This window comes from Pseudovibrio sp. Ad26 (assembly GCF_001623285.1).
Lineage (GTDB): Bacteria > Pseudomonadota > Alphaproteobacteria > Rhizobiales > Stappiaceae > Pseudovibrio > Pseudovibrio ascidiaceicola.
The window spans coordinates 84,647-109,671 of sequence record NZ_LMCE01000049.1; the positions used below are offsets into that span (position 1 = coordinate 84,647).

19 protein-coding genes are annotated in these 25,025 nt (G+C 54.1%); 7 read left to right on the forward strand and 12 right to left on the reverse strand.

From position 1 onward, the window contains the following. Positions 1 to 91: 91 nt before the first annotated feature. From PsAD26_RS09370 to PsAD26_RS09380, 3 genes are all read left to right on the forward strand, one after another. Positions 92 to 2,299, forward strand: a complete 2,208-nt coding sequence (locus PsAD26_RS09370; protein ID WP_063310436.1) for an iron ABC transporter permease — start codon at positions 92 to 94, stop codon at positions 2,297 to 2,299. 23 nt (positions 2,300 to 2,322) lie between these two features. Beyond that, the gene (locus PsAD26_RS09375) at positions 2,323 to 3,393 is read left to right on the forward strand and encodes an ABC transporter ATP-binding protein (protein ID WP_063310178.1); all 1,071 of its coding nucleotides are present in this window, start codon (positions 2,323 to 2,325) and stop codon (positions 3,391 to 3,393) included. A 192-nt stretch (positions 3,394 to 3,585) separates the two neighbouring features. Further along, positions 3,586 to 4,677 carry a DUF2235 domain-containing protein gene (locus PsAD26_RS09380; protein WP_063310179.1) on the forward strand — a complete coding sequence of 364 codons (1,092 nt, stop codon included), beginning with the start codon at positions 3,586 to 3,588 and terminating at the stop codon, positions 4,675 to 4,677. A 53-nt stretch (positions 4,678 to 4,730) separates the two neighbouring features. Here PsAD26_RS09380 and PsAD26_RS09385 read toward each other — a convergent pair whose 3' ends face one another. The 7 genes from PsAD26_RS09385 to PsAD26_RS09415 form a co-directional block, all read right to left on the reverse strand. Continuing rightward, complete coding sequence (locus PsAD26_RS09385; protein ID WP_063310180.1) at positions 4,731 to 5,336, reverse strand: cytochrome b/b6 domain-containing protein; 606 nt, start codon at positions 5,334 to 5,336, stop codon at positions 4,731 to 4,733. A gap of 2 nt (positions 5,337 to 5,338) precedes the next feature. Further along, on the reverse strand, positions 5,339 to 5,800 hold the full coding sequence (locus PsAD26_RS09390) for a cytochrome c (RefSeq protein ID WP_063310181.1): 462 nt from the start codon (positions 5,798 to 5,800) through the stop codon (positions 5,339 to 5,341). 266 nt (positions 5,801 to 6,066) lie between these two features. Beyond that, complete coding sequence (locus tag PsAD26_RS09395; RefSeq protein WP_063310182.1) at positions 6,067 to 6,783, reverse strand: ATP-binding cassette domain-containing protein; 717 nt, start codon at positions 6,781 to 6,783, stop codon at positions 6,067 to 6,069. An 11-nt stretch (positions 6,784 to 6,794) separates the two neighbouring features. Then, positions 6,795 to 7,970: an FtsX-like permease family protein gene (locus tag PsAD26_RS09400; RefSeq protein ID WP_063310183.1), complete on the reverse strand. Its 1,176-nt coding sequence runs from the start codon at positions 7,968 to 7,970 to the stop codon at positions 6,795 to 6,797. Then, positions 7,967 to 9,196, reverse strand: a complete 1,230-nt coding sequence (locus tag PsAD26_RS09405; protein WP_063310184.1) for an HlyD family efflux transporter periplasmic adaptor subunit — start codon at positions 9,194 to 9,196, stop codon at positions 7,967 to 7,969. The genes PsAD26_RS09400 and PsAD26_RS09405 overlap by 4 nt, the downstream gene beginning before the upstream one ends. A 181-nt stretch (positions 9,197 to 9,377) precedes the next feature. After that, positions 9,378 to 11,057 carry a methyl-accepting chemotaxis protein gene (locus tag PsAD26_RS09410; RefSeq protein ID WP_063310185.1) on the reverse strand — a complete coding sequence of 560 codons (1,680 nt, stop codon included), beginning with the start codon at positions 11,055 to 11,057 and terminating at the stop codon, positions 9,378 to 9,380. A gap of 11 nt (positions 11,058 to 11,068) precedes the next feature. Continuing rightward, positions 11,069 to 12,085 (reverse strand): cytochrome c peroxidase, encoded by a 1,017-nt coding sequence (locus tag PsAD26_RS09415; protein WP_063310186.1) that lies wholly within the window; start codon positions 12,083 to 12,085, stop codon positions 11,069 to 11,071. Between the two features lie 551 nt (positions 12,086 to 12,636). Between PsAD26_RS09415 and PsAD26_RS09420 the strand changes: the two genes are divergently transcribed. From PsAD26_RS09420 to PsAD26_RS09430, 3 genes are all read left to right on the forward strand, one after another. Further along, positions 12,637 to 13,248: a hypothetical protein gene (locus tag PsAD26_RS09420; RefSeq protein WP_063310187.1), complete on the forward strand. Its 612-nt coding sequence runs from the start codon at positions 12,637 to 12,639 to the stop codon at positions 13,246 to 13,248. Positions 13,249 to 13,341: 93 nt separating this feature from the next. Continuing rightward, positions 13,342 to 15,363 (forward strand): autotransporter domain-containing protein, encoded by a 2,022-nt coding sequence (locus PsAD26_RS09425; RefSeq protein ID WP_208985600.1) that lies wholly within the window; start codon positions 13,342 to 13,344, stop codon positions 15,361 to 15,363. Between the two features lie 93 nt (positions 15,364 to 15,456). After that, on the forward strand, positions 15,457 to 16,557 hold the full coding sequence (locus PsAD26_RS09430) for a TIGR03032 family protein (protein WP_063310188.1): 1,101 nt from the start codon (positions 15,457 to 15,459) through the stop codon (positions 16,555 to 16,557). Between the two features lie 55 nt (positions 16,558 to 16,612). On the opposite strand, the gene PsAD26_RS09435 is transcribed toward PsAD26_RS09430, so the two are convergent. Genes PsAD26_RS09435 through PsAD26_RS09455 form a run of 5 tightly spaced genes read right to left on the reverse strand, consistent with a single transcriptional unit; the run spans position 16,613 to position 23,458 of the window. Beyond that, entirely contained in the window at positions 16,613 to 18,319 is a 1,707-nt protein-coding gene (locus PsAD26_RS09435) for a dihydroxy-acid dehydratase (RefSeq protein WP_063310189.1), read from the reverse strand. Then, positions 18,319 to 19,767, reverse strand: coding sequence for an NAD-dependent succinate-semialdehyde dehydrogenase (locus PsAD26_RS09440; RefSeq protein WP_063310190.1), 1,449 nt, complete (start codon positions 19,765 to 19,767; stop codon positions 18,319 to 18,321). The genes PsAD26_RS09435 and PsAD26_RS09440 overlap by 1 nt, the downstream gene beginning before the upstream one ends. A gap of 2 nt (positions 19,768 to 19,769) precedes the next feature. Beyond that, entirely contained in the window at positions 19,770 to 21,644 is a 1,875-nt protein-coding gene (locus tag PsAD26_RS09445) for a thiamine pyrophosphate-dependent enzyme (RefSeq protein ID WP_063310191.1), read from the reverse strand. A 17-nt stretch (positions 21,645 to 21,661) separates the two neighbouring features. After that, positions 21,662 to 22,729, reverse strand: a complete 1,068-nt coding sequence (locus PsAD26_RS09450) for a Gfo/Idh/MocA family oxidoreductase (protein WP_063304582.1) — start codon at positions 22,727 to 22,729, stop codon at positions 21,662 to 21,664. A gap of 3 nt (positions 22,730 to 22,732) precedes the next feature. Next, positions 22,733 to 23,458: an IclR family transcriptional regulator gene (locus tag PsAD26_RS09455; RefSeq protein WP_057462437.1), complete on the reverse strand. Its 726-nt coding sequence runs from the start codon at positions 23,456 to 23,458 to the stop codon at positions 22,733 to 22,735. A gap of 280 nt (positions 23,459 to 23,738) precedes the next feature. Here PsAD26_RS09455 and PsAD26_RS09460 point away from each other — a divergent pair, with 280 nt between their 5' ends. Next, positions 23,739 to 25,010, forward strand: a complete 1,272-nt coding sequence (locus PsAD26_RS09460; protein ID WP_063310192.1) for an extracellular solute-binding protein — start codon at positions 23,739 to 23,741, stop codon at positions 25,008 to 25,010. Positions 25,011 to 25,025: the final 15 nt, after the last annotated feature.

The window sequence follows — 25,025 nt, forward strand, 5'->3', positions numbered from 1 at the left end:
AAGGGCGGACTTATTCTCTGTCCGCCCTTCACCCTATATGCGTTGCATCGTATTCGTGCTTGCGCCAATACAAAACTCTCGGATCAACATCATGCGAAAGACAATTGCGCTCTGGTTCGCCGCCGGAATAGTGGGATTTTGCATATTTCCCTGGTACTCAGTAGAAAGCGGCTTTTGGTCTTTTCGCTGGTTGTTCAGCGAATTCCTTAGCGAAGACGCCGCACCTGCCCTCTTCCAAGCTCTGCTTTATGGCCGCTGGTGGTTTGTTCCATTAGCATTGGCATTCGTCGGCATAGGTCTGTCGTTTGCTTTGCTGGAAGACGAACGAACCCGGGCAAAGGCCCTTGTTATTCTGTCTATGACAGGCCTTGCTCTGTTGTTTGCGCAGGGCTTTGCAATTGGCAGAGTCGGACCAGAGCTATTCATTGATACTCTCAACTTCGGCTCAGCTGCAGCAGGTCAGGTTGGCTTTGGCTCTGGGGCGATGATAACCGCCGGTGCTCTCCTCTTTATCCTCACCACCAGCATTTCTGGTCTTGGTCAGGGCCGCGGTGATGCGTTCATCGTTGGCAGCATCGGCCTCATTATTGCTCTGGTGACCACCTTCGTTTTCTATCCGGTTTCCCAGATCCTGATCCGCGCGTTTGAAGCAAGTGATGGAGGTATTGACATTGCCTTGTTCTTCACACGCTTCTTCTCCAGTGATATCTGGAGCCTTGCCTGCCTTGCTGGTGGCAAAACCTGTGGTCCGGCCTGGAACTCTGTTTTCCTCGCAGTGCTCACCGGTGCTGGTACAACCCTTCTCGGCCTTGCCTTTGCGCTGGTCGCGACCAAAACCGCGTTTCCTGCGAAAAAGCTGCTGCGCATTCTCACCATTATTCCAATCATCACTCCTCCCTTTGTGATTGGTCTGGCGCTGATCCTCATGTTCGGCCGTGCTGGTGTAGTGACAGATGTGCTGCATGATGTTTTTGACATCTCGAAAAGCCGTTGGCTCTACGGTTTCTCAGGCATTTATCTCGCGCAGCTGCTTTCCTTTACGCCGATTGCCTTCCTCGTGCTCATCGGTGTGGTTGAGGGCGTCAGCCCTTCCATGGAAGAAGCCTCTCAAACCCTCAACGCTACTCAGTGGCAGACCTTCAAGAACGTCACATGGCCTCTGATGCGTCCGGGTTTGGCGAATGCCTTCCTGCTTGGCTTCATTGAAAGTATCGCCGACTTCGGCAACCCGCTGGTGCTGGGGGGCAACTTCAACGTCCTGTCTACTGAGATCTACTTCGCCATTGTTGGTGCTGTGGCTGACCCATCCAGAGCGGCTGTTCTGGCTGTTGTCTTGCTCATGCTCACCCTGTCTGCCTTTGTGGCGCAGCGCTTGTGGCTCGGCAAAAAATCCTATGCGACTGTTACAGGCAAGGCTGACTCCGGCCAGCATTCGCCGCTGAACTCTGCGCTTAAATGGACATGCTACGGCTTTGCATTGCCATGGGCAGCGTTCACAGCCGTCGTCTATTCCATGATCGTATTCGGCAGCTTCGTGAAGCTTTGGGGTTATGATAACACCTTCACGCTGGATCACTACATTCGGGCATTCTCTGTCAGCTTTAACAACGGTATCCGCTGGACGGGTGTGGCGTGGGACAGTTACTTCACCACGCTGACCATCTCCACCATTGCAGCACCACTTACTGCTGTTGTTGGCCTGCTCACCGCTTACCTGCTGGTGCGTCAGAAGTTTGCTGGCAAGAACCTGTTTGAGTTCAGCACAATGCTCAGCTTTGCAATTCCGGGCACTGTGATTGGTGTGGCTTACATCATGGCCTTCAACACACCACCAATCGAGCTAACCGGCACAAGCATCATCCTGATCATTGTGTTCGTATTCCGCAACATGCCTGTGGGTGTTCGTGGTGGTATCGCGGCTATGTCTCAGCTGGATAAGAGCCTTGATGAAGCCTCCATCACGCTTGGAGCAAACAGCTTCACCACTGTTCGCAAGGTGATCCTGCCTTTGATGGGGCCAGCGATCCTTGCAGCTCTGGCGTATAGCTTCGTTCGTGCCATCACGTCTGTGAGTGCGGTGATCTTCCTGGTGAGTGCGCGTCACAACATGGCAACCTCGTTCATCGTGGGCCGTGTTGAACATGGTGAGTACGGCATCGCGATTGCGTACTCCTCTGTGCTGATCATCACCATGCTCGTGGCAATCCTGCTGCTGCAGGTCGTCATTGGACAGCGCAAGCTGCGTCGTCAGAACCGTCTGCAAACCTCAAACAAAAACAAAGAGCTGGCTTCAGCTTAATCCTAGAGTTTCTGGAGTAAATCATGTCTATTATGCAAAAAGCAGGCTCTGTACAGTTCCGGGATGTCGTCAAAAAATACGGTTCTGTCACCGCACTGAAGCCTCTCAACCTGGAAATCCAGCAGGGTGAGCTTGTCACTCTGCTCGGCCCAAGTGGTTGCGGAAAAACCACCACTCTGCGTCTCATCGCCGGGTTGGAAGCCGCAACTGAAGGCACCATCTACATCGGTGGTAAGAATGTCACTCACCTGACCGCAACGTACCGCAATGTGTCCATGGTGTTCCAATCCTACGCACTCTTCCCGCATATGAGCGTGGTCGACAACGTGTCCTACGGCCTGCGCGTCAATAAGGTGCCTGCCAAGGAAGCCAAAGCCAAAGCAGAAGAAGGCTTGGCGATGGTTGGTCTGGCTGGTTACGGCGAGCGCCTGCCAAGTGAGCTTTCCGGTGGTCAGCAGCAGCGCGTGGCAGTTGCTCGCGCTGTTGTGCTGGAACCGGAAGTGCTGTTGCTCGATGAACCGCTTTCCAACCTTGATGCGAAACTGCGTCGTCACGTGCGTGAAGAGATCCGCGAAATTCAGCAGAAGCTTGGTCTGACCGCTGTCTATGTGACGCACGATCAGGAAGAAGCGATGGCTGTTTCTGACCGCATCATCGTGATGAACAAAGCGGAGATTGCACAGTCTGGTACTCCGCGAGAGCTCTACAACCAGCCGAATTCCGCGTTTATTGCGGACTTTATTGGTGATGCAAACGTGGTGGATTGTGAGATTGCAGGTTTCAGTGAAGGGACAGTTTCACTGAAAGTTGGTGGGGCTTCTGTTGTTCTGCCTTACTCCGGACCGGCATGTCAGCATGGTAAGCTGGCGATCCGTCCAGAAGGCATCACTGTGACACAAGATGGGACCAATGGCATCGCTGCGGGCATTGCTTACGCAGCTTATCTCGGCAACCAGATCCAGTACTCCCTCAACACCGGATTTGGCAAGCTGTTCGCCATTGATCACAATCTGAGTGCAACGGTTATTCCAACAGGCGCAGAAGCCTTCATCCATCTCAAAGAAGAGGGGCTGGCCTTTTTGCCAGAAGCATAAGGGCTAGGACGGCCACCTCCATCCGAACCCTCTCTTCTAAAACAGAAGCCCGGAGATCCCCCTCTCCGGGTTTCTTTTTGTCTGGCTCATGAGAATGTGTGGGGTGCATGAGGTGTAGGTGCTCGCATAAGCTGTACTTACCTGCGTTTGCTGATTAAGTTTAAGTGACACTGCAGTTTTGGGAGGTAGGCCATGGTGAAGAACATAGTGGTGTTTTCAGACGGAACTGGTCAGGAGGGCGGCGAAGGCCCGGACACGAACGTCTATAAGCTCTTTAGAATCTGCGAAAACAGAACCAAACGACAAGTGCTGTTTTATGATCGCGGATTGGGGACGAAGGCGCACCGCTCTCGTATTACGCGTTTACTGGGCAATGCCACCGGGCTTGGTATCAGCAAGAACCTGATGGAATGCTATCAGTTTATCTTCGAGAATTATCAGGCCAAGGATAAGATCTACCTGTTCGGCTTCAGCCGCGGCGCCACCACCGTGCGTAGCCTTGCAGGTTTCATCGAGATGTTCGGCATCCTACCCAAATCCCGACCAGAACTGATCGCCAAAGCCTACAAGATTTACCAGATCAGTGATTGTCATGTGCGAAAAGCCAAAGCACAGGAATTTCGCGAAAAGCACCACAATATGTGGGCAGACATTGAGTTTATCGGCGTGTGGGATACGGTCGCAGCGCTTGGGCTGCCTTGGAAACCCCTTTCCGCAGCAATCAACAAACTGCCCGGCTTCAAACATGAGTTCCATGACCTGACATTGCCTGCAGCGGTGAAGAATGCTTACCACGCTTTATCCATCGATGATGAACGTGAAGTGTTTCACCCTGTTTTGTGGAATGAGAGTACCGCGCCAAATCAGATCATGCAGCAGACCTGGTTTGCAGGTGTGCACACTGATGTTGGTGGAGGTTATGAGGACACCCGGCTTTCAGACATCACATTCAATTGGATGCTGGAGCACGCAGAACGGAACGGCTTGCGCATTCATGAAAGCAGTCGCAAAGCGCTGGTTGCCAAATTAAATCCGGATGAGACAGGCACGATCCATAATCCGCGTGAAGGCATCTTTGAGTACATCTACAAAGTGAAGCAAAGAATGTGGCCGCGGTTGGATCTGAACGCACGAGAACGCGGGCAGCCGCACGTTCATCCGAGTGTTCTTAAGCGAGCGAACAATCCGGAGATCAGCTACAAACCCTGGATGATAGAAAATAACCCGATTGAGGAACCGCCGATCAAACGGACGGCGAAAGCGCGGGAAACTGAAACCTCTTAGGCAAAGAAAAGCCGGAGCAGATGTTGCTGCTCCGGTCTGATTTATTGCGAAGATCACTTGGCTTTTCGATAGCCTGTGATCATTGGGGTGACAAGATCTTCCCGCTTCCACAAACGGTAGAAGAAGATCGCTGCCACGTGCAGAACCACCAGAATGAGCGTTGCACGGGCTAATATGCCATGCCACGCCAATGCAGTGCGGGCGCTGTCTATCCCCGCCCACGAGGCCAATGGCCCAACATTGATGTAGTCCTCCGGATCTGCGAACAGTCCCAGTGCCGCCTGCGCTCCAATCACTCCAAGCAAAAGGAAAACGAACAGGCCGCCAAGCGGGTTATGTCCCTTCCAGTTGCTTGCCTGCCGTTTTGGCAGTTTTGCGATGTAGGAGAACAGCGTTTTGGGGCTGTAAACAAAGCTTGAGAAACGAGCTGTCTCTGAGCCAATGAAACCCCAGACCAGTCGGAACACAATGAGGGCGAGCACTGCATAGCCAAACCAGAAATGCAGCGTCATAACGTCTGGCCCAAACTTGCCCAAACCCCACGCGGCGGCAACACTGCCCGCGAAAAGCCAATGGAACAGGCGCAGTGGCAGGTCCCAAACAGAGGCTCCTGTTTTCTTCTGCGTTTCCAAGGAATGATCAGTGCTCGCAACCGTCATTTTTAGAAGTCCTTCGCGCGGAATTCTTTGTGGCAGCCTTTGCAGGTGCCGCCAAGTTTGCCGAGTGCTTTGCCCAATGCAGGACGACCTTCGCCAGCGACATCATTCAATGCAACAAGTGCCTGATAGAATTCTTTTCCCTTGGCCTGATAGCCAGCCATGTCTTCCCAGATCACCGGAAGGGCGCGGGTTTTGCCCGGCAGATCGACGTTGGATGTGCCTGGAGTGTACAGGCCAGCTGCATTGTAGCTAGCAACAGTCATCATGTTGCCAGAAGCCGCTTTTGCTTTTTCAACACTGTACTCAACTTCGCCTTTTGCCATGGCTGCCAGTGTGCCCATATCATGCCCAAGCAGGGTGAAGTAAGCGCGGCGGGCTTCTACGACGTCGTCTTTGGTTGTGTCTGCTGCAAAAGCCGAAGTTGCAGTCATAGCGACCAGCGCAGTGATCAATAGTTTACGCATGGATTTCTCCGTGTTTGGTGATTGCCTAGTATTTGATGGGGGTGTTTTTGTTTTGATTGTTCTATCTGAAATAAATCTTCTGGCGCCGCATTGGCTGCCATTGTCTATTTCTTGTCTTTGCATAGTCTAGTTATGTATATACCCGTATAAGAATGATTTGAGCTTGCTAGAGGTTAGAATAGTTGAGCCAACTATCGCTTCAACGGGAATGTTGTAATAGTTTGTCGCAAGGTGTAACGGGCGCTTGCATGTATTCGTTTGTGAGATCATGCAGGTACAGCTTCCTCAACCAGATGCCCCTCATCCATGGTCAGAATACGATCCGCCAATTGCAGGATACGGTTGTCATGAGTGACCATCACCGTGGTGATGCCACGCTTCTCTCCCAGCTCTTTGAGCAGCTTGACCACTGTCAGCCCGGTGTCCTTGTCCAGAGCAGCAGTCGGCTCATCTGCAAAGATGATATCTGGTGAGGAAACCAGTGCGCGCGCGATAGCAACGCGTTGTTTCTGTCCGCCGGAAAGATGGGCGGGCAGATAATCACTGCGATCTTCCAGGCCCAGAATGCTGAGCATATGCCGTGCAGCCTTCTCTTGCTGTGCCGCATCAACTGTTGCCTTTACGCCGTTTTGGTGAACCTGCAGCCCCATCAGTACGTTCTGGGTCGCCGTCAGGCTTTCGTGCAAATTATGCGCCTGAAAGATAAAGCCAAGGCGTCGCCGCAACATGATCTTCATTGTCTCGTCCGCGCTATGTAGTTCATGACCTAGCAAGGCGAGCTGGCCCTTCTGGACATCACGGAGGCAACCCATGAGCGTTAGCAGGGTGGTTTTGCCGGACCCGGACGGCCCCATCAGCACGGTTAGACTGCCTTTTTCGATCTCGAAGTTAACATCGAAGATAGCCTGCTTACGGGCTTCTCCTTCGCCAAACCAATGGTTGAGACTGGAAACACTGATTGGAGCATGTGGTGTGTATGTCATCATCAGCTCCGCTAAAACAGGTCAGCTGGATCAGCATGTGCCAATCGACGCGTTGCAATGGTGCCGGAAAGTGCGCAGGCGGCTAGCGTGCCGAGGAAAACAATGAGCGCTCGTGCCAATGTGAGTCCCACCGGGAGGCCGGATTTCAATGCCAGCATCTTGTAAATGCCCATGGCAGCAAACACACCGGGGAAAAACCCAAGCACAGCAAGGACCATGGCTTCCTCAAAGATGATGCTGAGGAAGAAACCTTCACTGAACCCCATTGCCTTGAAGGTGGCATATTCCTTCAGATGATCGGCCACATCAGTGCTGAGAACCTGATACACGATGACGATGCCCACCAGCACACCGATGATAGTGCCAAACCCGAAGATGATGCCGACTGGCTTTTCTGAGGTCTGGTAGGCTTGTTCATCTGATGCCGCCTTGGCGAAACTGCGGATTTTCAGGGTATCTGTCGGCAATACCTGCTTCAGCAGTTCAACCGCTCGCTCAACAGAAGCGCCTTCTTGCACCTTCAGCAATATGTGGTCTGGGGCACCGGAACTGCGGGAGGGTGACAGCCGAAGGACGCTCTGGTCAGACATCACCAGATTACCATCGGCACTAAAGCCAGCACCAATCTGCAAGGTGCCGATCAGTTTGATCTGGCGGTTGTTCATCTCAAACACAGCAGGTGTTTCCGGTGAGAGGGAGTTGAAAAACTCCTCTGTTCCACCACGTGTTTTGCGGTCCACCAGTGCAGTATCGGGCAAAGCCAGCTGCAAAAACTGAGGACGCAGCACAGGAGCCATGAAGTCAATGGCCTCAATGGGAAGTCCAACCAGTTGCAAACCGGCGACCTGGTCTTTCTGTACCCGCCAATCCACCTTGGCGATATAAACAGGAGCTGCTGCTGCAATTTCCGGCAGGGTCAGCGCTTGCAGCATGTGCACTCGGGCAACATTGCCACCTTCGGTGAGAGACTTAGCATCAGACGCAGAAATCAGAATGTCCGCCTCAAACAGCTCATAGGGTTGCAAAGTAGAGCCAGTTAGAGCCCCCATCATGCCAAGTTGTACGAACACCAATACGTTGGCGAAGGCGACACCAGCGAGCGCAGCGGCGAAACGGCCTTTGTTGTGCGTCAGTTGCAGCCAGCCAATGGGCAACCGGCCCAGCACCCATGTGAGAAACCGGGTCACTTGGATGCCTCGTCGATTGCTGGCTGGAAGTAACCGAGGATCTCCAGATTGGTGAGGTTGGCTGCCAGTTCAGATGACGTCTCGTCCAACGTCACAACAACTGTCACCACACGCGCATCCGTGTTTGCGGCTGGATCGACACTAATGATGTTCTGTCGCCCAACGATCAATCCAATCTCAGTCAGCGTCCCGCGTAGTTCCTGTGTCAGGGCTTCAGCCCGCAGAATGACGGCATCGCCGATGTTCAAACGCCCAATCTGGTTCTGGTAAATCTCCATTTCCGCTGTCATTTCGCGGGTGTTGCCAAACTCAATGAGACCAGCAGAAGATGGGCGTTCACCAGGCTGCACCAACAGGTCCAGAACGGTGCCATCAAACGGTGCACGGACAACGGATTTCTCGAGATTTACTTCAGCAGTGCGCAAAGCGATTGCAGCGGAGTGCAACTTACGCTTGGCGAGTTCGACATCAGCCTGAGAGATATCGGCTGAACCGCTGTAGCGCTGCAAGGTTGCGACCTTGCGGGCCACATCCAGCAATGCACTTTCAGCCTCCGCTTCTGCGCGGTCCAACTGAGCCTGGGTGACGACTTTGCGGGCGAACAGCGACTTGGTACGCTCCAGTTCCGCCTGTGCCAGATCTGCGTTGGTTTTGGAACGGTTCAGATCGGCCTCATTTTCCACCTGACTGGCAGTGATGGAAAGCTGTACTTGTCGGAGAGATGCCTCAGAAACCGCGATTTCCGCCTTGGCCGCCTCCACACTGGCTTCCAGCGAAGGGCGGTTGTCCAACGAGGCGAGCACGGTGCCCGTCTCAACCCAATCACCGACTGAGACTGGCAACTCCGCAATGCGGGCATCCCCTGCCCCGTATGGCAAGGCGATGGTTGAAACACCGTCTCGTGGGATCAGCTTACCAAGTGCCACCACAGCGCCAGCTTCCAGCGCTTTAATGTCGTCTTCGGTCACTGTTGTGTTGATTGGAACTGCAATTTTCTGATTGCTTCCACCACCCGGCTCCAGCCCCGTCATCTCGTAAAACAGGCGCAGGCCAGCAGGTTGGAAATACATGCCCATGACGCCACCAGTGAACATGATGGCGATGAAGACAGGGACAAACAGAATAATCCGTTTGAACGGCAAGCCCTTGCGAGCATTGCCGGAAATAGACGAAATGCCAGTGTCTTCCAAAGGCAAATCTTTGTTTGGCGCATTGTGATGGGTCACAGGACCACCTCTGCTGTGACTTATTAATTATTACTTTCTAATATTCTAATATGAAAATCACGCAACCCAAAAATTGTACGGATTTGTAACACAGGTGGAATTTGCGTTTTGGGTGCGATGGGTGGACTTGGAGGTGGACCTGAACTGCCTTTTACAGCAGTTCAGGTTTTACGCGGCTCGCTTAAGCTCGGACAGCCTGTTGGGTGTCTTCTTCTGCTATGCGGGTGAGGAAGGTGTCTACTTCGGCGGAGAGGTCGTTGGTGACCTGCTCCAGCAAGGCTGAGGACTTGTTGGCTGCTCCGGCTTCAGTGGTTGTTTCGTTGATTGCGCCGCTGACAGAAACAACGTTGCTGGCGGCCAATGCTGTTCCGTCGGATGCTGCCTGAACTGCCTGGGCGATCTCTGCGGTTGCCATTTGCTGCTGTTCAACGGCATCAGAGATTGAGGAGGTCAGCTCGCTGATTTCTTTTACTGCCGCTGTGATAGAGCCAATGGCTTCGACTGTGCTGCGCGTGGAGCTCTGAATACCGTTGATCTGCGCCGAAATCTCCTCGGTGGCGTGCGCTGTCTGGCTTGCCAGAGTTTTCACCTCTGTTGCTACCACCGCAAAGCCCTTGCCCGCGTCCCCTGCCCGCGCAGCCTCAATGGTTGCGTTGAGCGCCAACAGGTTGGTTTGCTCGGCGATGTCGCGGATGAGGTTGAGAACGGTGCCAATTTGCTCAGCGGACTTTGCAAGGGCAATGACTTCATTGTCCGTGGTCTGCGCGATTTCAGAGGTAGACGTCACCAGCGTGTTGGCGCGAGTGGATTGGCTGGAGATCTTTTGGATAGAAACAGACAGCTCCTCCGCTGCCGCTGCAACGGTCTCCACGTTTTGTGACGCGCTGGCAGAGGCTTCGCCTGCGCTGTTGGCCTGCTGGGTTGCCTGATTGGCCACATCGAACAAGCGCTCAGAGGAACTGCGCATTTCCATAGACTGGTTGGAAAGCATGGATACATTGCGTTCCAGAACCACGCGGAACTGTTCGACAACCTCTTCTTTTTGTTGTTGGCGCGATTGCTCGCGGGAGCGCTCTGTTTTGGCGCGCTGTTCCAGCTCACGGCGGGCGATTGCGTTCTCTCGGAACACCATGACCGCGTCCTGCATCTTGCCGATTTCGTCTTTGCGGGCGGCAAGGTTGAGGTCCACATCAACCGCACCGGAGGCAAGCTCATCCATCTTGGAGGTGAGCGAGACGATTGGTTTGCTGAGACTGTTGGCGAGCCAGAGAGCAAAGCCAAGACCACCAAGACCTGCGATCAACGCAAAGCTGAGGGAAATGATGTTCAGCCGCCGTGCATCCGCATTGGCCTGTGCAAGCGCTGACTGACTGGCGGTAACGGTGGATGATACAATCGCGTTGATGGAAGCCCGAAGTGCCTGATTGTGGCGCTCGATCTTTTCTTTGGTCGGGATCATGCGGGATGGTGTAATACCCAGCAGGATAGCCGCATCTTTACTCCAGTTTTTAAAGCTGGTCTGTGCTGAGAGAACGGCCTGCCGCATTTCGTCATTGAGCGCGACCTCTAGCGTCTCCTCAATATCCATGCCCAGAGATGCGTTGATGTCTTTAAACTCACGGCGAAACTCTTCGGGCTCAATGAACGTGGTCATGGCGAGTGCTGTATCAACCACCTCTTTGGCGTGCTCAAAGTCGTTGACAATGGTGAAGGAAAGGCGCTGCGCTTCCAGTGCTTTTAGCGTCACACGGCCAAGGTTTTCACGGCCTTCAGCTGCCTGCCAGACAAGGAATGCCATCAGTGCCATAGCGACGACAATGAGGCTGAGGATCGGAATGAAGATTTTACTGCGAATAGTCATGGATCCGGCCCTTAGTTCGGCAGTGTTGGCATTGGCGTTTCAGTACGCTCGGCGGTCAGCGAAACAAGGAATGCCTTGAGGTCCTGAACTTCCCGTTCAGACAGATCAAGCGGGCGCACATGCTCGGACCTGGATGGACGCTCGATGCCGCCAGCATTGTAATGGGCGATCATGGTTTCCAGATCAGGAATACTGCCATTGTGGGTGAACGGGGCGCGGTACGTCAGGTTGCGCAGGCCCGGGGTTTTGAAAGCGAACTGGGCTTTGGGGTTGTCTTCTTCATAAAGCCCGCGGCCAATGTCTTCTGTCGGCGTGCCAATGTCGTGGAACTTGTTGTCCGTAAAGTTCCAACCCGTATGGCAGACTGCACAGTCACCTTTGCCGTTAAACAGCTCAAACCCGCGTTTGGCGGAGGCAGAAATAGCATTTTCCTCACCTTCAACCCAACGGTCAAACGGAGACCAGCCGGAAACAACCGTGCGTTCATAAGTGGCGATTGCGGTCAGCACAGTGTCACGTGTGATGCCGTCCTGTGGGAAGACGAGACCAAACCACTTGTTGTAACCGGGGATCTCGTCAAGAATCTCAACGATGGTGTCAAACTTGCCGTCCATCTCTTCCGGATTGGTGATTGGTCCGGCAGCTTGCTCTTCCAACGTTTCGGCGCGGCCATCCCAAAACATCGGGGCAACCCAGGCGGCGTTGAGGACTGTTGGAGCCTGACGGCCAAGATGAGTGTTAGCGGAACCAACGGCGGTCGGAACGGGCACTTCGTAACCGAAGGACGGGTTGTGGCAGCTGACGCAGTTGATGTTTTTATTACCAGACAAGCGAGGATCGAAGAACAGCATCTTCCCAAGCGTTGCCATCTGCGGAGAATACGGGGCGTTCTCTGGAAATGGAATTTCCAACGGTCGGCGATATTGCTCTTTCAGCGAATTGATGTCTGCAGCACTCAAGGGAGATGAGGCCAGCCCCAACACAACGGCAACAGATACATAGCCTGCAACTCTTCCTAGAAATGACATGATGCTCTCCCCTAAGCAAATACAAGGGAGATCCCCTAGCTGAGCAAGGGTTAATGAATGCCTTATCGATTGTTTTGATTAGGCACCTTCACTGATATGTGATGATAGTTTAGATAGCTTTCCACTGATGACTCTAAAAACTGCGGTTCTACAGTAAGTTACGAAGCATTGATTGCCTGCAAAACGCGTATTGAACTGACGTGATAGTGTCTCAGGAGCGTTCTCAATATGCTCAGCGCATGCGTGAAGGAGTAAGTTCTACAGCTTGACTCCGCTAAGAATCTCTTATGTCCCTCGTCAGTTGAATCCAGCTGAACCAGTGCCCCCACTTTTCAAAGCTTGTGACAAGAGTGTGCCTCGCTACTGTCCCTTCTTAACTCTTTGTTAACGAAATCGCTTGTCTGCGCTTATAAGGCATCCACTCGCAGTTCAGGTGAACCTGTTGACGTGTATCTGTTTGGCATAGTTGCACACTGCCAGACGAAAGAGACCAGTACTCGGCGTATCTCGAGAGATTTAAGTGCCTTAGTTTTTGTAGTCTGAGGGTTTAAATGAGCGGCGGCGTCACATCTTTCAAGCCGGCACGGTTGTTGTGTTCTGGTGGCTTCTATCAATCTCTTCTTCTTTCCACGGCCATCATTGTGCTGCCGAGCGTGGCAATCATGCCAGTGCGCGCGCAATCTGTGTCACCCCAACCCCAATGTTCCATCAACGGATCAACAGTAACCTGTTCGGGAGACTTGTCGGTTGGGGCCAACATCCAGGGCGGCGCGGGTGGTGCCTACACCAATCTGATCATCGAAAACGTCACGACAAACATCACGCCCTCTTTTTTTCTTCCAGGCATTTTATTTGAGTCCAACGGCGATATCACGATCAACAGTGATACAGGTGACTTTATCATCTCGACAGATGGCCGGAACGCGATTGAGGTGGACCCAGATGGTGGGGATGTCTCCCTCACGCACACCGGTGGTATTCAGACGATAAGCCAATACGCCTCTGGTGTTGAGGTGAGGGACGCTGATGCAGTAACAATCACCCATACCGGCGATATTACAACGGATGGCTATTACAGCCGAGGTATTGAAGCTGTTTTGTCTGAAGAGATTACGATCACCCATACTGGTGATATTGCCACGACTGGCAATATGTATGCTTAAGGGATCTATGCGACCACGCAAGGTGGTAGTACAGGTGCCATAACCATCACGCAGACCGGTAATGTCGATACAGCGGACACATCAAGTACAGCCTTGTTTGCACGTTCTGATGGGACGGGAGATGTTAGCATCACGCATGTTGGAACGTTGACCACTGCTGGTAACGACTCGCGCGGTATTTTTGCACGCGCTCGCGGCGTTGGGGCTGTCACGATTGACCAGAGCGGTACCATTACAACGGGTGGCGACACAGCACACGGCATCATGGTGTACTCAGAGAACACCGCCACTGTAACTCATAGCGGAACGATCAACGCCAATGGCACAAGCTCGGATGGGATACTGATTTCAGATGGCCTTGCACCTGCGAGTACCTTTCAGGTCAACCTGACCAACAGCACCATCAATGCACAGTCGTTTGGCATCAATATTCAAACAGTCGGTGACACCACCTTTTCCCTGTCAGGCACCAATGCAATCTCTGGCGTGGCTGATGACATTAAGGGTGGCACAGGTGACGATACGATCAACAATTCCGGCACGCTCACGTCAACCAATGGCATCGACTTAGACGCCGGAACGAACGCCTTTAACAATCTGAGTGGTGCGACTTTCAACTCAGGAACTTCCGTTGTTCTCGGTGCAGGTAATGCGCTTACCAATGCAGGCCTTATCTCTCCCGGAGGAGAAAGCGGTATTGAGATTACCACGATTACTGGTGACTTCGTAAATGAGACTACTGGTTCGATGCTCGTTACATTCGATTCCAGCATGAGCAACTGGGATGTACTGGATATCTCGGGCTCTGCAAATTTGCAGGGAGGTGTTGTTTCCACCACTGGTGCCACTTTTACTGCAGGGAGCACATTTACGATTCTGGAAGTGCTCGGTGGAGTTACAGGCACTTTTGATAGCGTTGAAGATACGTTATTTATTGATTGGAGTTTGTCTTATGGCGCAAACTTCGTGAACCTGACAGCCACTGCCATTGCTGATAATTTTTGCGGCTTTGCTAGCAATGAAAATCAGCGATCTGTGGCTTGTATCGGTTTGGACAGCTTGCCGCTTTCAGACCCCTTACCGCAGGCTTTGCTTGGGCTTTCCAACGGCGCTGAGGCGCGTGCAGCTTATGATGATCTTTCCGGCGAAATCTATGCCTCCATTCAAGGTGCGCTGGTAGAGAACAGTTATCGCCGGATGGCATTGATCAACAACCGTATCCGCAATGCTGATGCATCGCTTGGCTCCATATCCGCAGCTTTTGCGCCTGAGGATCCGACGGATCTGGAAGCAGATCGGCGGAACGACTTCTGGGGTATTGGTTACGGTGCATGGTCCAACACGTTTGGCACCAGCGATACGGCGTCATTAGATAACAGTTTGGGCGGTTTGCTGTTCGGGTATGATCGGGAGTTTGCCGAGGAAACGCTTGCAGGCGTGCTTGGCGGGTATGGCCGCACAAATGTGAAGCAGGATGCCCGCTCCTCCAGCGGCTCAGCAACCACATGGTCTATTGGTATTTATGGGGAGACAGTAGCCAAGGATATCGGCTTTGTTCTGGCAGGCATCTACAATTGGCACTTCCTTGAAGGCGCGCGAACGGTGGATTTCTCGACCATTAATGAACGTGAGCACAGCAGCTATAAAGGCCGCGGCTGGCAGTTTTATGCTGAGGCGAACTATGAGGTTCCTGTCATGGATGCGTTCGCGTTTGAGCCGTTCCTAGGGGTCTCATACATCGACGTGCACACGGATGGCTTCGCAGAGGATGGCGGAACTGCTGCCTTAACCAAGCAGGGTGGCAGCTTTGACAGCACCTTCACCAATCTGGGTGTGCGGGGTGTTTATAATGTCCATGACTGGTTCAACGTCAATGCATCCCTCAGCTGGCGCCATGCCTATGGGGATACAGATCCTTCCGCCTTGTTAGCCTTTGCGGGCAGCACTGCCTTCGGGGTGGATGGTGCGCCCATCTCTCAAGATGCGTTTGAGCTGGAAGTCGGCCTCGATGCACGTGCCACAGAAAACCTCTTCGTGAATGCGGAGTACAACGGTCAGTTTGGCGACAATGCAACCATCCATGTCATCGAGTTAGATTTTACGATCAAGTTCTAAGCCTCGGAATTTTCGAACCCTCATAACTCGCTGAGGCCCATCCTGTGGGATGAGCCTATAGTTTCAAACAAGAATGAAGTGAAAGGGGACGAGATGACAGGTTCAGCAAACAACCCTGCGCAAACGACAGAGGCTGTAGAGCGGTTGGAGCCCGATGACATTTCGTGCTCTCGCGGTATGGCCACATGGCTCAGCACTCATCAGGTTTCGCTTGCCATCTCCTCCTATCAAACAGGGCAGCTGTTTCTTGTTGGGGTCAAACCCAGCGGAGGCATCCACTTTCACGCCATCGGCACAGGTCGTGCCATGGGCCTTTGGGCAGAGCCGCAACGGTTGATTCTGGGTACCGCCAATCAGGTGATCCGGTTTGAGAATATTCTGGAGGACGATCAACGCGTCGGGAATGCAGACAAGTATTATGTACCTCGTGTGGCGCATACGACGGGTGATCTGGATATTCATGACATCGTGGTCACAGACGACGGTGGTATAGTGTTCGCAAACACCATGTACTCCTGCTTGTCGACCTTGCATCCCATCCACTCCTTTGCCCCTTGGTGGACACCCGACTTCATCTCCAAACACGCAGCTGAAGACCGGTGTCATCTCAATGGCATTGCGCTTAAGGGTGGCAAACCCGCTTATGTAACCATGGTCAGCCGGGCGGATGTGATCAATGGTTGGCGGGATCGCCGGGATGAAGGCGGTTGTCTGATCGACATTGCCAGCAATGAGGTCATCACTGAAAAACTCTCCATGCCGCATTCGCCGCGTTGGCATAAGGGCGAGCTCTGGGTGATTAACTCAGGCACGGGTCATCTAGGGGTGATTGATCTTGCAAGCGGCGCATTCCAGCCACGGTGCTTCCTGCCGGGGTTCGCTCGCGGATTGGCGTTTCACAACAACCACGCCATCGTTGGCCTCTCGCTACCCCGTGATGGCTCATTCAAAGGTCTGCCGTTGGATGAGGAGTTGAGGAAGCGTGATGCAGACCCATGGTGCGGCGTGCAGGTCATCAACCTTGCCACAGGGGATGTGGTGGAATGGATCCGGTTTAGAGGGGTGGTGAAGGAAATGCTGGATGTTTGCACTTTGCCGGGAGTTCGATTGCCGTCCGGCGCCTCGCCGACGTCCTCAGAAATGAGTAGCCTGCGCACAATTGCCAGTGTTTCAAAGCAAGTGGAGACTGCGTGATTCCGCGCTGAGGAGTGAGCAGAGGTTCCCTGCTCACTCGCATTTATGATTGCTCTCAGACCTTCTGCAGAAAGTCGAAGTCGCAGCCCTTGGTCGCTGGCAGTACCGTGTTGTGATAAAGCTGCTTGTAGCCGCGGGCTGGTTCCGGGTTTGGCGAGGTGAAGGCCGCGCGGCGACGCTCCAATTCTTCCTCTGAAACCAACAGATCGATGCTCTTACTCTTCGCAGAGAGGCGAATGCGGTCGCCGTTTTGCACCAGAGCCAATGGCCCACCCAAATCAGCTTCCGGGGTTACATGCAAAACGATTGTGCCAAACGCCGTGCCGCTCATGCGGGCATCAGAAATACGCACCATATCTTTCACGCCAGCGCGGGCTAGTTTTTTCGGGATTGGCAGATATCCTGCCTCTGGCATACCGGAGGGACTGCGCGGCCCTGCGTTCTGCAGCACCATCACGTCATCCGCATTGATATCCAGATCAGGGTCATCAATGCGGTTGGCGAGATCTTCCAGAGAAGAGAACACAACTGCCCTGCCCTCATGCTCGAGCAGCTCAGGTGTTGCGGCAGCACGTTTCAGGATCGCGCCTTCTGGTGCCAGTGAGCCACTCAGCGCGATCAGGCCACCTTGTGGGTCTACCGGATTGTCAGCAGTGCGGATCACGTTGTGGTCGATCGGGTCGGCCTTTGGTGCATCCAAACGCTCGCCAAGGCTTACGCCCTCAATGTTGATCGGGCTGCGGTGCACCTTATCTTTGATCGCGTCCAGAACACCATCCAAACCACCTGCGGAATGGAAGTCTTCCATATAGCCCTGACCAACCGGCTTCAGGTCCACCACCACGGGTGTCTCATCGGAAAGCTGGTTCATGCGGTCCAGTGAGATGTCGATGCCAAGGCGGCCAGCGACAGCTGTCAGATGGATGATTGCGTTGGTAGAACCTGAAACGGCAAGCAAAACGCGCAGGGCATTCTCAACCGCTTCACGGGTCATGATTTTGTCTGGCGTCAGGGCGTTTTCTGAGAGAGCCATTTTGGCGGCAAGAACGCCTGTCTCTTCAGAATTACGCAGACGGTCTGCATGGACAGCAGGGATGCCAGCAGAACCTGGAAGGATCATGCCAAGGGTTTCTGCAATCACAGCCATCGAACTGGCGGTGCCCATCACGGCGCAGGTGCCAGCGGTGGTTGCCAGTCGACCTTCGATCTGGTTGATCTCTGGCTCATCCACGGTGCCCGCACGGTATTGCGCCCAAAAGCGGCGGCAATCGGTGCATGCGCCAAGGCGCTCGCCCTTGTGGCGGCCAGTCATCATGGGGCCAGCCACAACCATGGTGGCCGGTTTGCCAGCAGAAGCAGCGCCCATAAGCAAAGCGGGAACGGTCTTGTCACATCCGCCCATTAGCACAACGGAATCCATTGGCTGTGCGGTGATCATCTCTTCCACGGCCATGGCCATCAGGTTGCGATAGACCATGGAGGTTGGGCTCAGGAACACCTCGCCCAGAGACATGATCGGGAACGGCACCGGCAGTGCGCCGGAGGCCAATACGCCACGCTTGATGGCTTCCAGCATCTCGGGGAAATGCCGATGGCAGTTGTTGAACCCGCTCTCGGTGTAACAGATGCCGACGATTGGTTTATCGAGGCTGGCATCCGTGTAGCCCATGGACTTGGCGAAGGATCGGCGCAGGTAGCGGGCAAAGCCCTTGTCGCCATAGTTTGTCAGGCCGTTTTCCAGCCCCTGTACTTTTTTGCTCATCAGATATCTCGGGAGATTAGCAGGTGGCGGGTGTATTTCGGGACGAGGTAATCCATGATGCCGAGCGAGCCACCCTCACGACCAAAGCCGCTTTCCTTGTTGCCGCCGAATGGTGCTTCTGCGGTTGCCAGCAGGGTTTCGTTGATGCCAACCATCCCTGCTTCCAGCCGATCAGCGGTTTTGAGTGCCAAAGCGCTGTCATAGGAGAACACATAGGCTGCCAGACCAAACGGCGTGTTGTTCGCGCGTTCAATCACGTCTTCCACATCATCAAAGGTGGAGATCGGCGCGACAGGGGCGAATGGCTCCTCGATCATAATCAAAGCATTATCCGGCACGTTCATCAGAACTGTTGGCTCAAGGAAGCTGCCATCTGGCAAGTTTGCTGGCTGGTTTCCACCTGCAAGCAGGTCCGCGCCTTTGGCGATGGCATCTTCAGTCAGGCGCAGCGCATGGTCCACAGCACGTTGACGGATGAGTGGGCCAGTCGTGACGCCCTCTTCCAAACCATCGCCGACCACCAGAGACTTTGCGTAGCGAGCGAACTCTTCTGCGAACTCTTTCGCGATGGAAGAGTGCACGTAAAAGCGGCTTGGTGAAATGCAGACCTGCCCGCAATTGCGGAATTTGGTAGCGGCCAGCTTCTGGGCCGCTGCAACCGGGTCAAAGTCCTTATGGATGACCACAGGGGCATGACCGCCCAGTTCCATGGTGACTTTCTTCATGCCATCCGCGCACTGGCGCATCACATCCTTGCCCACTGGCACGGAACCGGTAAGCGATACCTTGCGGATCTCTGATGTGTTGATCAATGCAGGCGCAAGCGTACGGCTGTCGCCTGTCAGGATAGCCAGAGCTCCCGGCATCAGGCCAGCATCCATCAGCGCCTGACCAATGGCAAAGCACGGGCCAGCGGCTTCTGAAGCTGGGCGTGCAATGACCGTACAGCCAGCCGCCAGAGCTGCCGCGATTTTGCGGGCAGGCAGGAGTGCCGGGAAGTTCCAGGCGGATAGCGCCAGAGATGGCCCGACTGGCTGATAGTTCACAGTTAGCCGTTCATCTGCATTTCGGCCCGGAATGGTTTGGCCGTAGATACGCTTGGCCTCTTCCGCCTGCCACTCAAACTGGTCTGCTGCCGCGCCGGTCTCTCCAATGGATTCTGCCAGCGGTTTGCCTGTTTCCAACGACATCACACGGGCAATGTCCTGCGTCCGTTCGCGGATCAGGTCAGCAGCCTTGCGCAGAACCTTGGCGCGTTCCCAGGCTGGAACCGCAGCCCATTTTGGGAATGTATCCTTCGCCAGCTTCAGGGCTGTGGCAATGTCATCTGCACTTGCAGCGGCAATGGTGCCGATGGTTTTGCCGGTCACCGGACTATGCACATCACGGGTGTCGCCATTGCTGGCGGGTACCCAGTTTCCATCAATAAGAAGTTTCGCATCTGTCATGATTAAATGCTCATTTTCAAGTATTTATCCTGAACGTCCTTGCACCAGTTGCCAACGTTCCAATTGCCATAAGCGCCCATGCCGCCCACCGGGTTTTCGCCGTGATAAACAGGCACATGCACCACGCTGAGGCCCTTGTGTGCTCTGGCTTTCTCCAGCGCTTCACTCAAATCTTCCGCACAGTGCCCGCCAGATATGGCAAACACGCCGTCGACCGCGTTTGCCATGGCGATGTAATCGACAGCCACACCATCATTGGTGCGGTAGTCGTTGCCATACTGGGCGAGCTGAAGGTGACTGATGGCGGCCATGCGGCGGTTGTCGAAGATCAGAACAGTGCCGTGAACACCATGCTCCACGCCGTCGATCAGCACTTGCGGGTTCATCATGAAAGAGCCATCTCCCGTGAAGGCGACAGAGTATTTCCCCTCCTCCGCTATGCCGCCTGCGATGAGCGCAGAGACGGCAAAGCCCATGTAAGAGGCTCCGGTTTCGGTGATGGTCTCGCCGACACGGTCATCTTCAACAACCTGAAAGCCATTGGCCTGCACGTCGCCCGCATCAAAGAGCTTGATGGCGCCATGCTTTTTGCAAAAGTCAGATGCAGCTTTGATGGCTTGCGGCTGGGTCATCACTCCGCCCTGCCAAACCTCGTCATTGACCGCGCCTGCTGCATAAAGGTCTGCCTTGAACGCAGTCCATTCGCCCTTTTTGGCAGCACAGTCCTTCAACCAGTCAGCTTTGTTGCCAACGCCAGTTTTGCTTAGCTCAGCAAGCAACAGTTTCACCACTTCGCCAATGTCACCATTCAGAGCAGTGGTGTGGGCGTAGTGCTGCACATCCATCGGGTCAGCGTTGATGTTGATGACGTGTTTTGCTTTTGGCCAACCCATGCCCGAGCAATCGCTCTGGCAAACAGCACGTGAGCCTATGGCGACCAGCAGCTCGGCTTCCTGCATGGCATGGTTGCCGCTGATAGAGCCTTTGGAACCACCCACATGCATGTTCTGCGGGTGTGAATCTGGCAGGATGCCGAGTGAGCCCGGAGCCTCGACAACCACCGCACCGGATGCTTCCGCCAGGGATCGCAGTTCCTCGGCAAATGGACGGGAGCCGCCGCCTGCCTTGATGGCGATCTTGCTGGTGGATTTCAGCAGTTCCACCGCCTCCAGCAGGTTATGGTCCACCGCTGGAATGGTCGGTTCATAGGTTGGAACAGTCGGCAGACTGTCCAGCCGGATGTCCAGTTTCTGTGGTTGGGTGTTGAGCGGCAGGTTCAGGTAGAACGGTGCCGCTTTGAATGGATGGTAGACACAGCTGGCACCCATGCGCAAAGCACTGCGCAGGGCCTCCGGCGTATGCAGCGTGTAGGCCTGTGACATGGCCGAGGTGATCTGTTGGAAGAGACCCTGCTGCGGTTTTGGCACCTGCTGCATGTTGTAACCTTCGCCATAGGTCGTCTCATCACCATAGATGTGATAGAGGCCAATGCCGTTGGAGGCGGCTGCTAAAGAACCCGCCATAGCCTGCAAAGCACCCGGCCCGATGGACGTGACAACCGCGCAAACCTCGCCATAAACCCAGCGTAACGCTGTGCCTGCATGGGCCATTTCCACCTCGTTGCGGAACTGCCATGTGCGCACAAGGCCAGCGTCCTCGTAAACGCGCAGCACTTCGCCCAGCTCGGTAGAGCCATGGCCGAAGATTGCCAGATACTTGGTGACGCCCTGACGCATCAGGCCCAGAACCAGCGCCTCAGAAAGCGTCATGGTCACTTGTTCAGCAAAATGGCCTGCAGCGATGGCAGCTTCCAGCCCGCCTTGGGCTTGAAGCCAGTTGGCGCGCTCCTGCATGCTGCCCGGAACAGATAAAGACATCTCTGTACTCCCGCCGCTTAGAAGCTGATCGTCTGGCCAGTGCGTGCAGACTCTTCTGCCGCCAGCGCAAAACTTAAGACATCGCGGCCCTGCCGTGCTGTCAGGATCGGGTCGCCGCCCTCAGTGATCGCATCAAGGTAGTGGCGTGTGGAGTTGACGAAGCTCTGTTCCCAGCCCGCGTAGATATCGCGATACTCGGTGACGTTGCCTTCGCGGTAATGAATCAGCGGCGCAGGGTCACCAATGGAGCCGTGACCGCAGTTGATCCAGAGAACGCCTTGGGTTCCGGTGATCTCGACCCGGTCATCCTGTGCGTAGTGTTTGGTCGCGATTTCCAGCTCTGGAGAGTAAACCACCTCCAGATTGCCGATCTTGTTGCCGGGGAAACGGAAGGAAACCATGGACGGAGCATCCAGATAGATGCCTTTGAAGACTTCGGTCTGACCGATAAAGGCGTGCACGTCAGACGGCATGCCCATGAAGTGCCAGGCAAGCGCGAATTTGTGGTGTCCGTCATCAAACACCAGCGGGCCGCCGCCAGCCATGTCTTTCATCTGCCGCCATGCGTTGGCTGCTGCAGGCACCTTCCAGGCGGTTTTACTCTTGCCGGGGTTCGACTTGATGCGAATGGAAATCGGGTCTCCAATCGCGCCTGCATCCACCAGTTCTTTGGCTTTCAGGACAGGGGGATGGAAGATGAAGTTTTCGAAGATCTTGAAAGGGCGGTCATAGCTTTCAGCGGCTTCAACAAGAATGTCAGCCTCTTCCATGTTCATGCACATGGGTTTTTGAAGCGAAACCATCTTACCAGCTGCGATGGCATCCAGTGCGGCTTGCAAATGCAAATGGTGTGGCAGCAGGATTTCTACCAGATCGATATCTGGGCGGGCCAGTAGCTCTCTGTAATCATCGCTGATGATCGGGTCATCAACGCCCCATGCCTCTGCCTGAGACTGGGCCTGCTTTACGTTTTGATCACACAAGGCAACAATATTGCCTTTCGGGTTCTGCTTATACTCAATGGCATGCAAATCCGAAATACGACCTGTGCCCAGAATGGCAACGCGAACCGGCTGGTTCCCCATCCTTTACTCCCTCATAAAACACATTTTCTGAACAAGCGCGCCAAGCTCCTCAAAGCGCTTGTCATCAATTCGAACTGTCGGTCCTGAAACGCCGATCGCGGCGATCATTACCCCATGCTCATCAAAAACCGGTCCCGCAACGCAGCGGATGCCGGAGGTAAATTCTTCGTCGTCAATCGCGTAGCCACGATCTCTGCTTTTGGAGATTTCTGCTGCAAGGGCGGTGTGGTCCGTCAGGGTCACAGGGGTGAACTGCTTCAGCTCCTGCTCTGCCTGCGCATCACCAAACGCCAGAAAGGCCTTGCCAAGGGCGGTGCAATGCAATGGTCCCAACGATCCGATGGGATGATCGACCTTGAGCGGAAGCTCAGAATCGATTTTATCCACATACCAGACCTGTGAACTTGCCAGCACAGCCATGTGAGAGCATTCGCCCGTCTCGCGGGTGAGCTGCTTCAGGATAGGCTGCCACTGCTGGCGAACGGCAACAATGGCCTCCGCCGTTGGCCCAGACCCTTGAGAACCTGTCATTTTCTCGCTTGCTGCGTAACGCCTGTCAGTCCCTTGCGTGGCGTAACCGCATGCAACCAAAGTACGCAGAATATGCGTCGCATTGGACTTGTCGACACCAAGGTAACTCGCGATATCCGTAAGCCGCAGAGGTTTAGCCTGCTGGGCAAGATAGTCGAGCGTCTGAAGTCCACGGGATAGCGATTGTAAAAGGCGCAACGTCAATCTCCATTCACACACTGGAAAAAGTTGGAATATGGACAACTAATTACACAAAGTTAAACATAGGGCAACAAAATTCCAGCATCTGGACTCAGAATTGACACAGGTTTTACAGGAGTGCAAGGGGCAGTATACGTATTTTTGTACAAAATAAGCTTGACATTTTACGAAATGCGCGGCGAAATGGGGCATATATTCAGTTTTGTTGCACATAAGGCAACTTATTGACGAAATGAATTTGTGAAACATATGAAAACTCTTGGGAGGGGATTGAAATATGAATAAGCGCAGAAGGCAACTTTTGCTTGCTGCGGTGCTTGCGCCCGTTATGGCGACAGCATCCACGGTTCCATCATTTGCAGCGGACGAAGTCACCATTTCTCACTACTTCACCGGTGAGCTGGGCCAGAAAGGCCTGAAGGACATTCTGAAGGGCTTTAAAGCCAAGTCCGGTATCACCGTTAAAGACAGCCCAATCGGTCATGAAGATTTCAAGACCGGCATTCTGGTGCGCGCGGCGGGCAACGCACTGCCAGATGTTTTCTCATACTGGGCTGGCGCACGAACGCAGTTTGTCATTGATGCGGGTGATCTGCGCCCAATCGACGGCATGTGGAACAAAGCCGGTCTGGACAACGTTGTCGCCAAGTCTGTTGCGGACGGTGCAACCAAGTATGACGGCGAGCGCTATCTGGTGCCATTCGGTTACCACTACTCCGGTCTGTTCTTTAACAAAGCTGTTATGGAAAAGGCTGGCATCACGGAAGCCCCAAAGACATGGGAAGAATTCCTCGCAGCCTGTGAGAAGCTGAAGGCAAACGGCGTGACCCCTATCGCGCTTGGTTCTAAAAACCGCTGGCCTGCTCAGTTCTGGTTTGACTATCTGATCCTTCGCACCGCGGGCCCTGACTACCGCGCAAAACTGATGAACGGCACAGCCTCTTATGCCGATCCTGAAGTGAAAAAGGCGATGGGTCTTTGGAAGAGCATGGTCGACAAAGGCTACTTTGTTGAAAATGCAAACGCAGACAGCTGGACTGATGCTTCTGACAAAGTTGCTCGCGGTGATGCAGCTATGACCCTCATGGGCACATGGATCACCGGTTACTGGAACTCTATTGGCCTGAAGCCGGGTGAAGACTATGACTTCTACCCCTTCCCGGAAGTGACGGCTGGCGTTCCAAATGCAGTCGTTGGTCCGGTGGACGGTCTGGTGATCTCCGCAAATGCGAAGAACCCGGAAGGGGCTGAGCAGCTGCTTGAGTATCTGGTGTCTGATCCGGAAGCACAGGCGAAATGGGCTAACATTCAGGGCGCTCTGTCTGCCAACGTGAATGTTGCAAAGTCCAACTACAACGCTGTGATGCTCAAAGCGCTCGACACCATCGACGCTGCGCAGACCTTTGCGTTTAACTATGACCTGTCCACGCCTCCACCAGTGGCGGAAGTTGGTCTGTCCATGTTCGCACGCTTCATGGATGACCCATCCAAAGTGGATACTATTCTCGATGAAACACAGGCCAGCGCTGCAAGCGCGTTTGCCGAATAATCATCGCATTTAAAA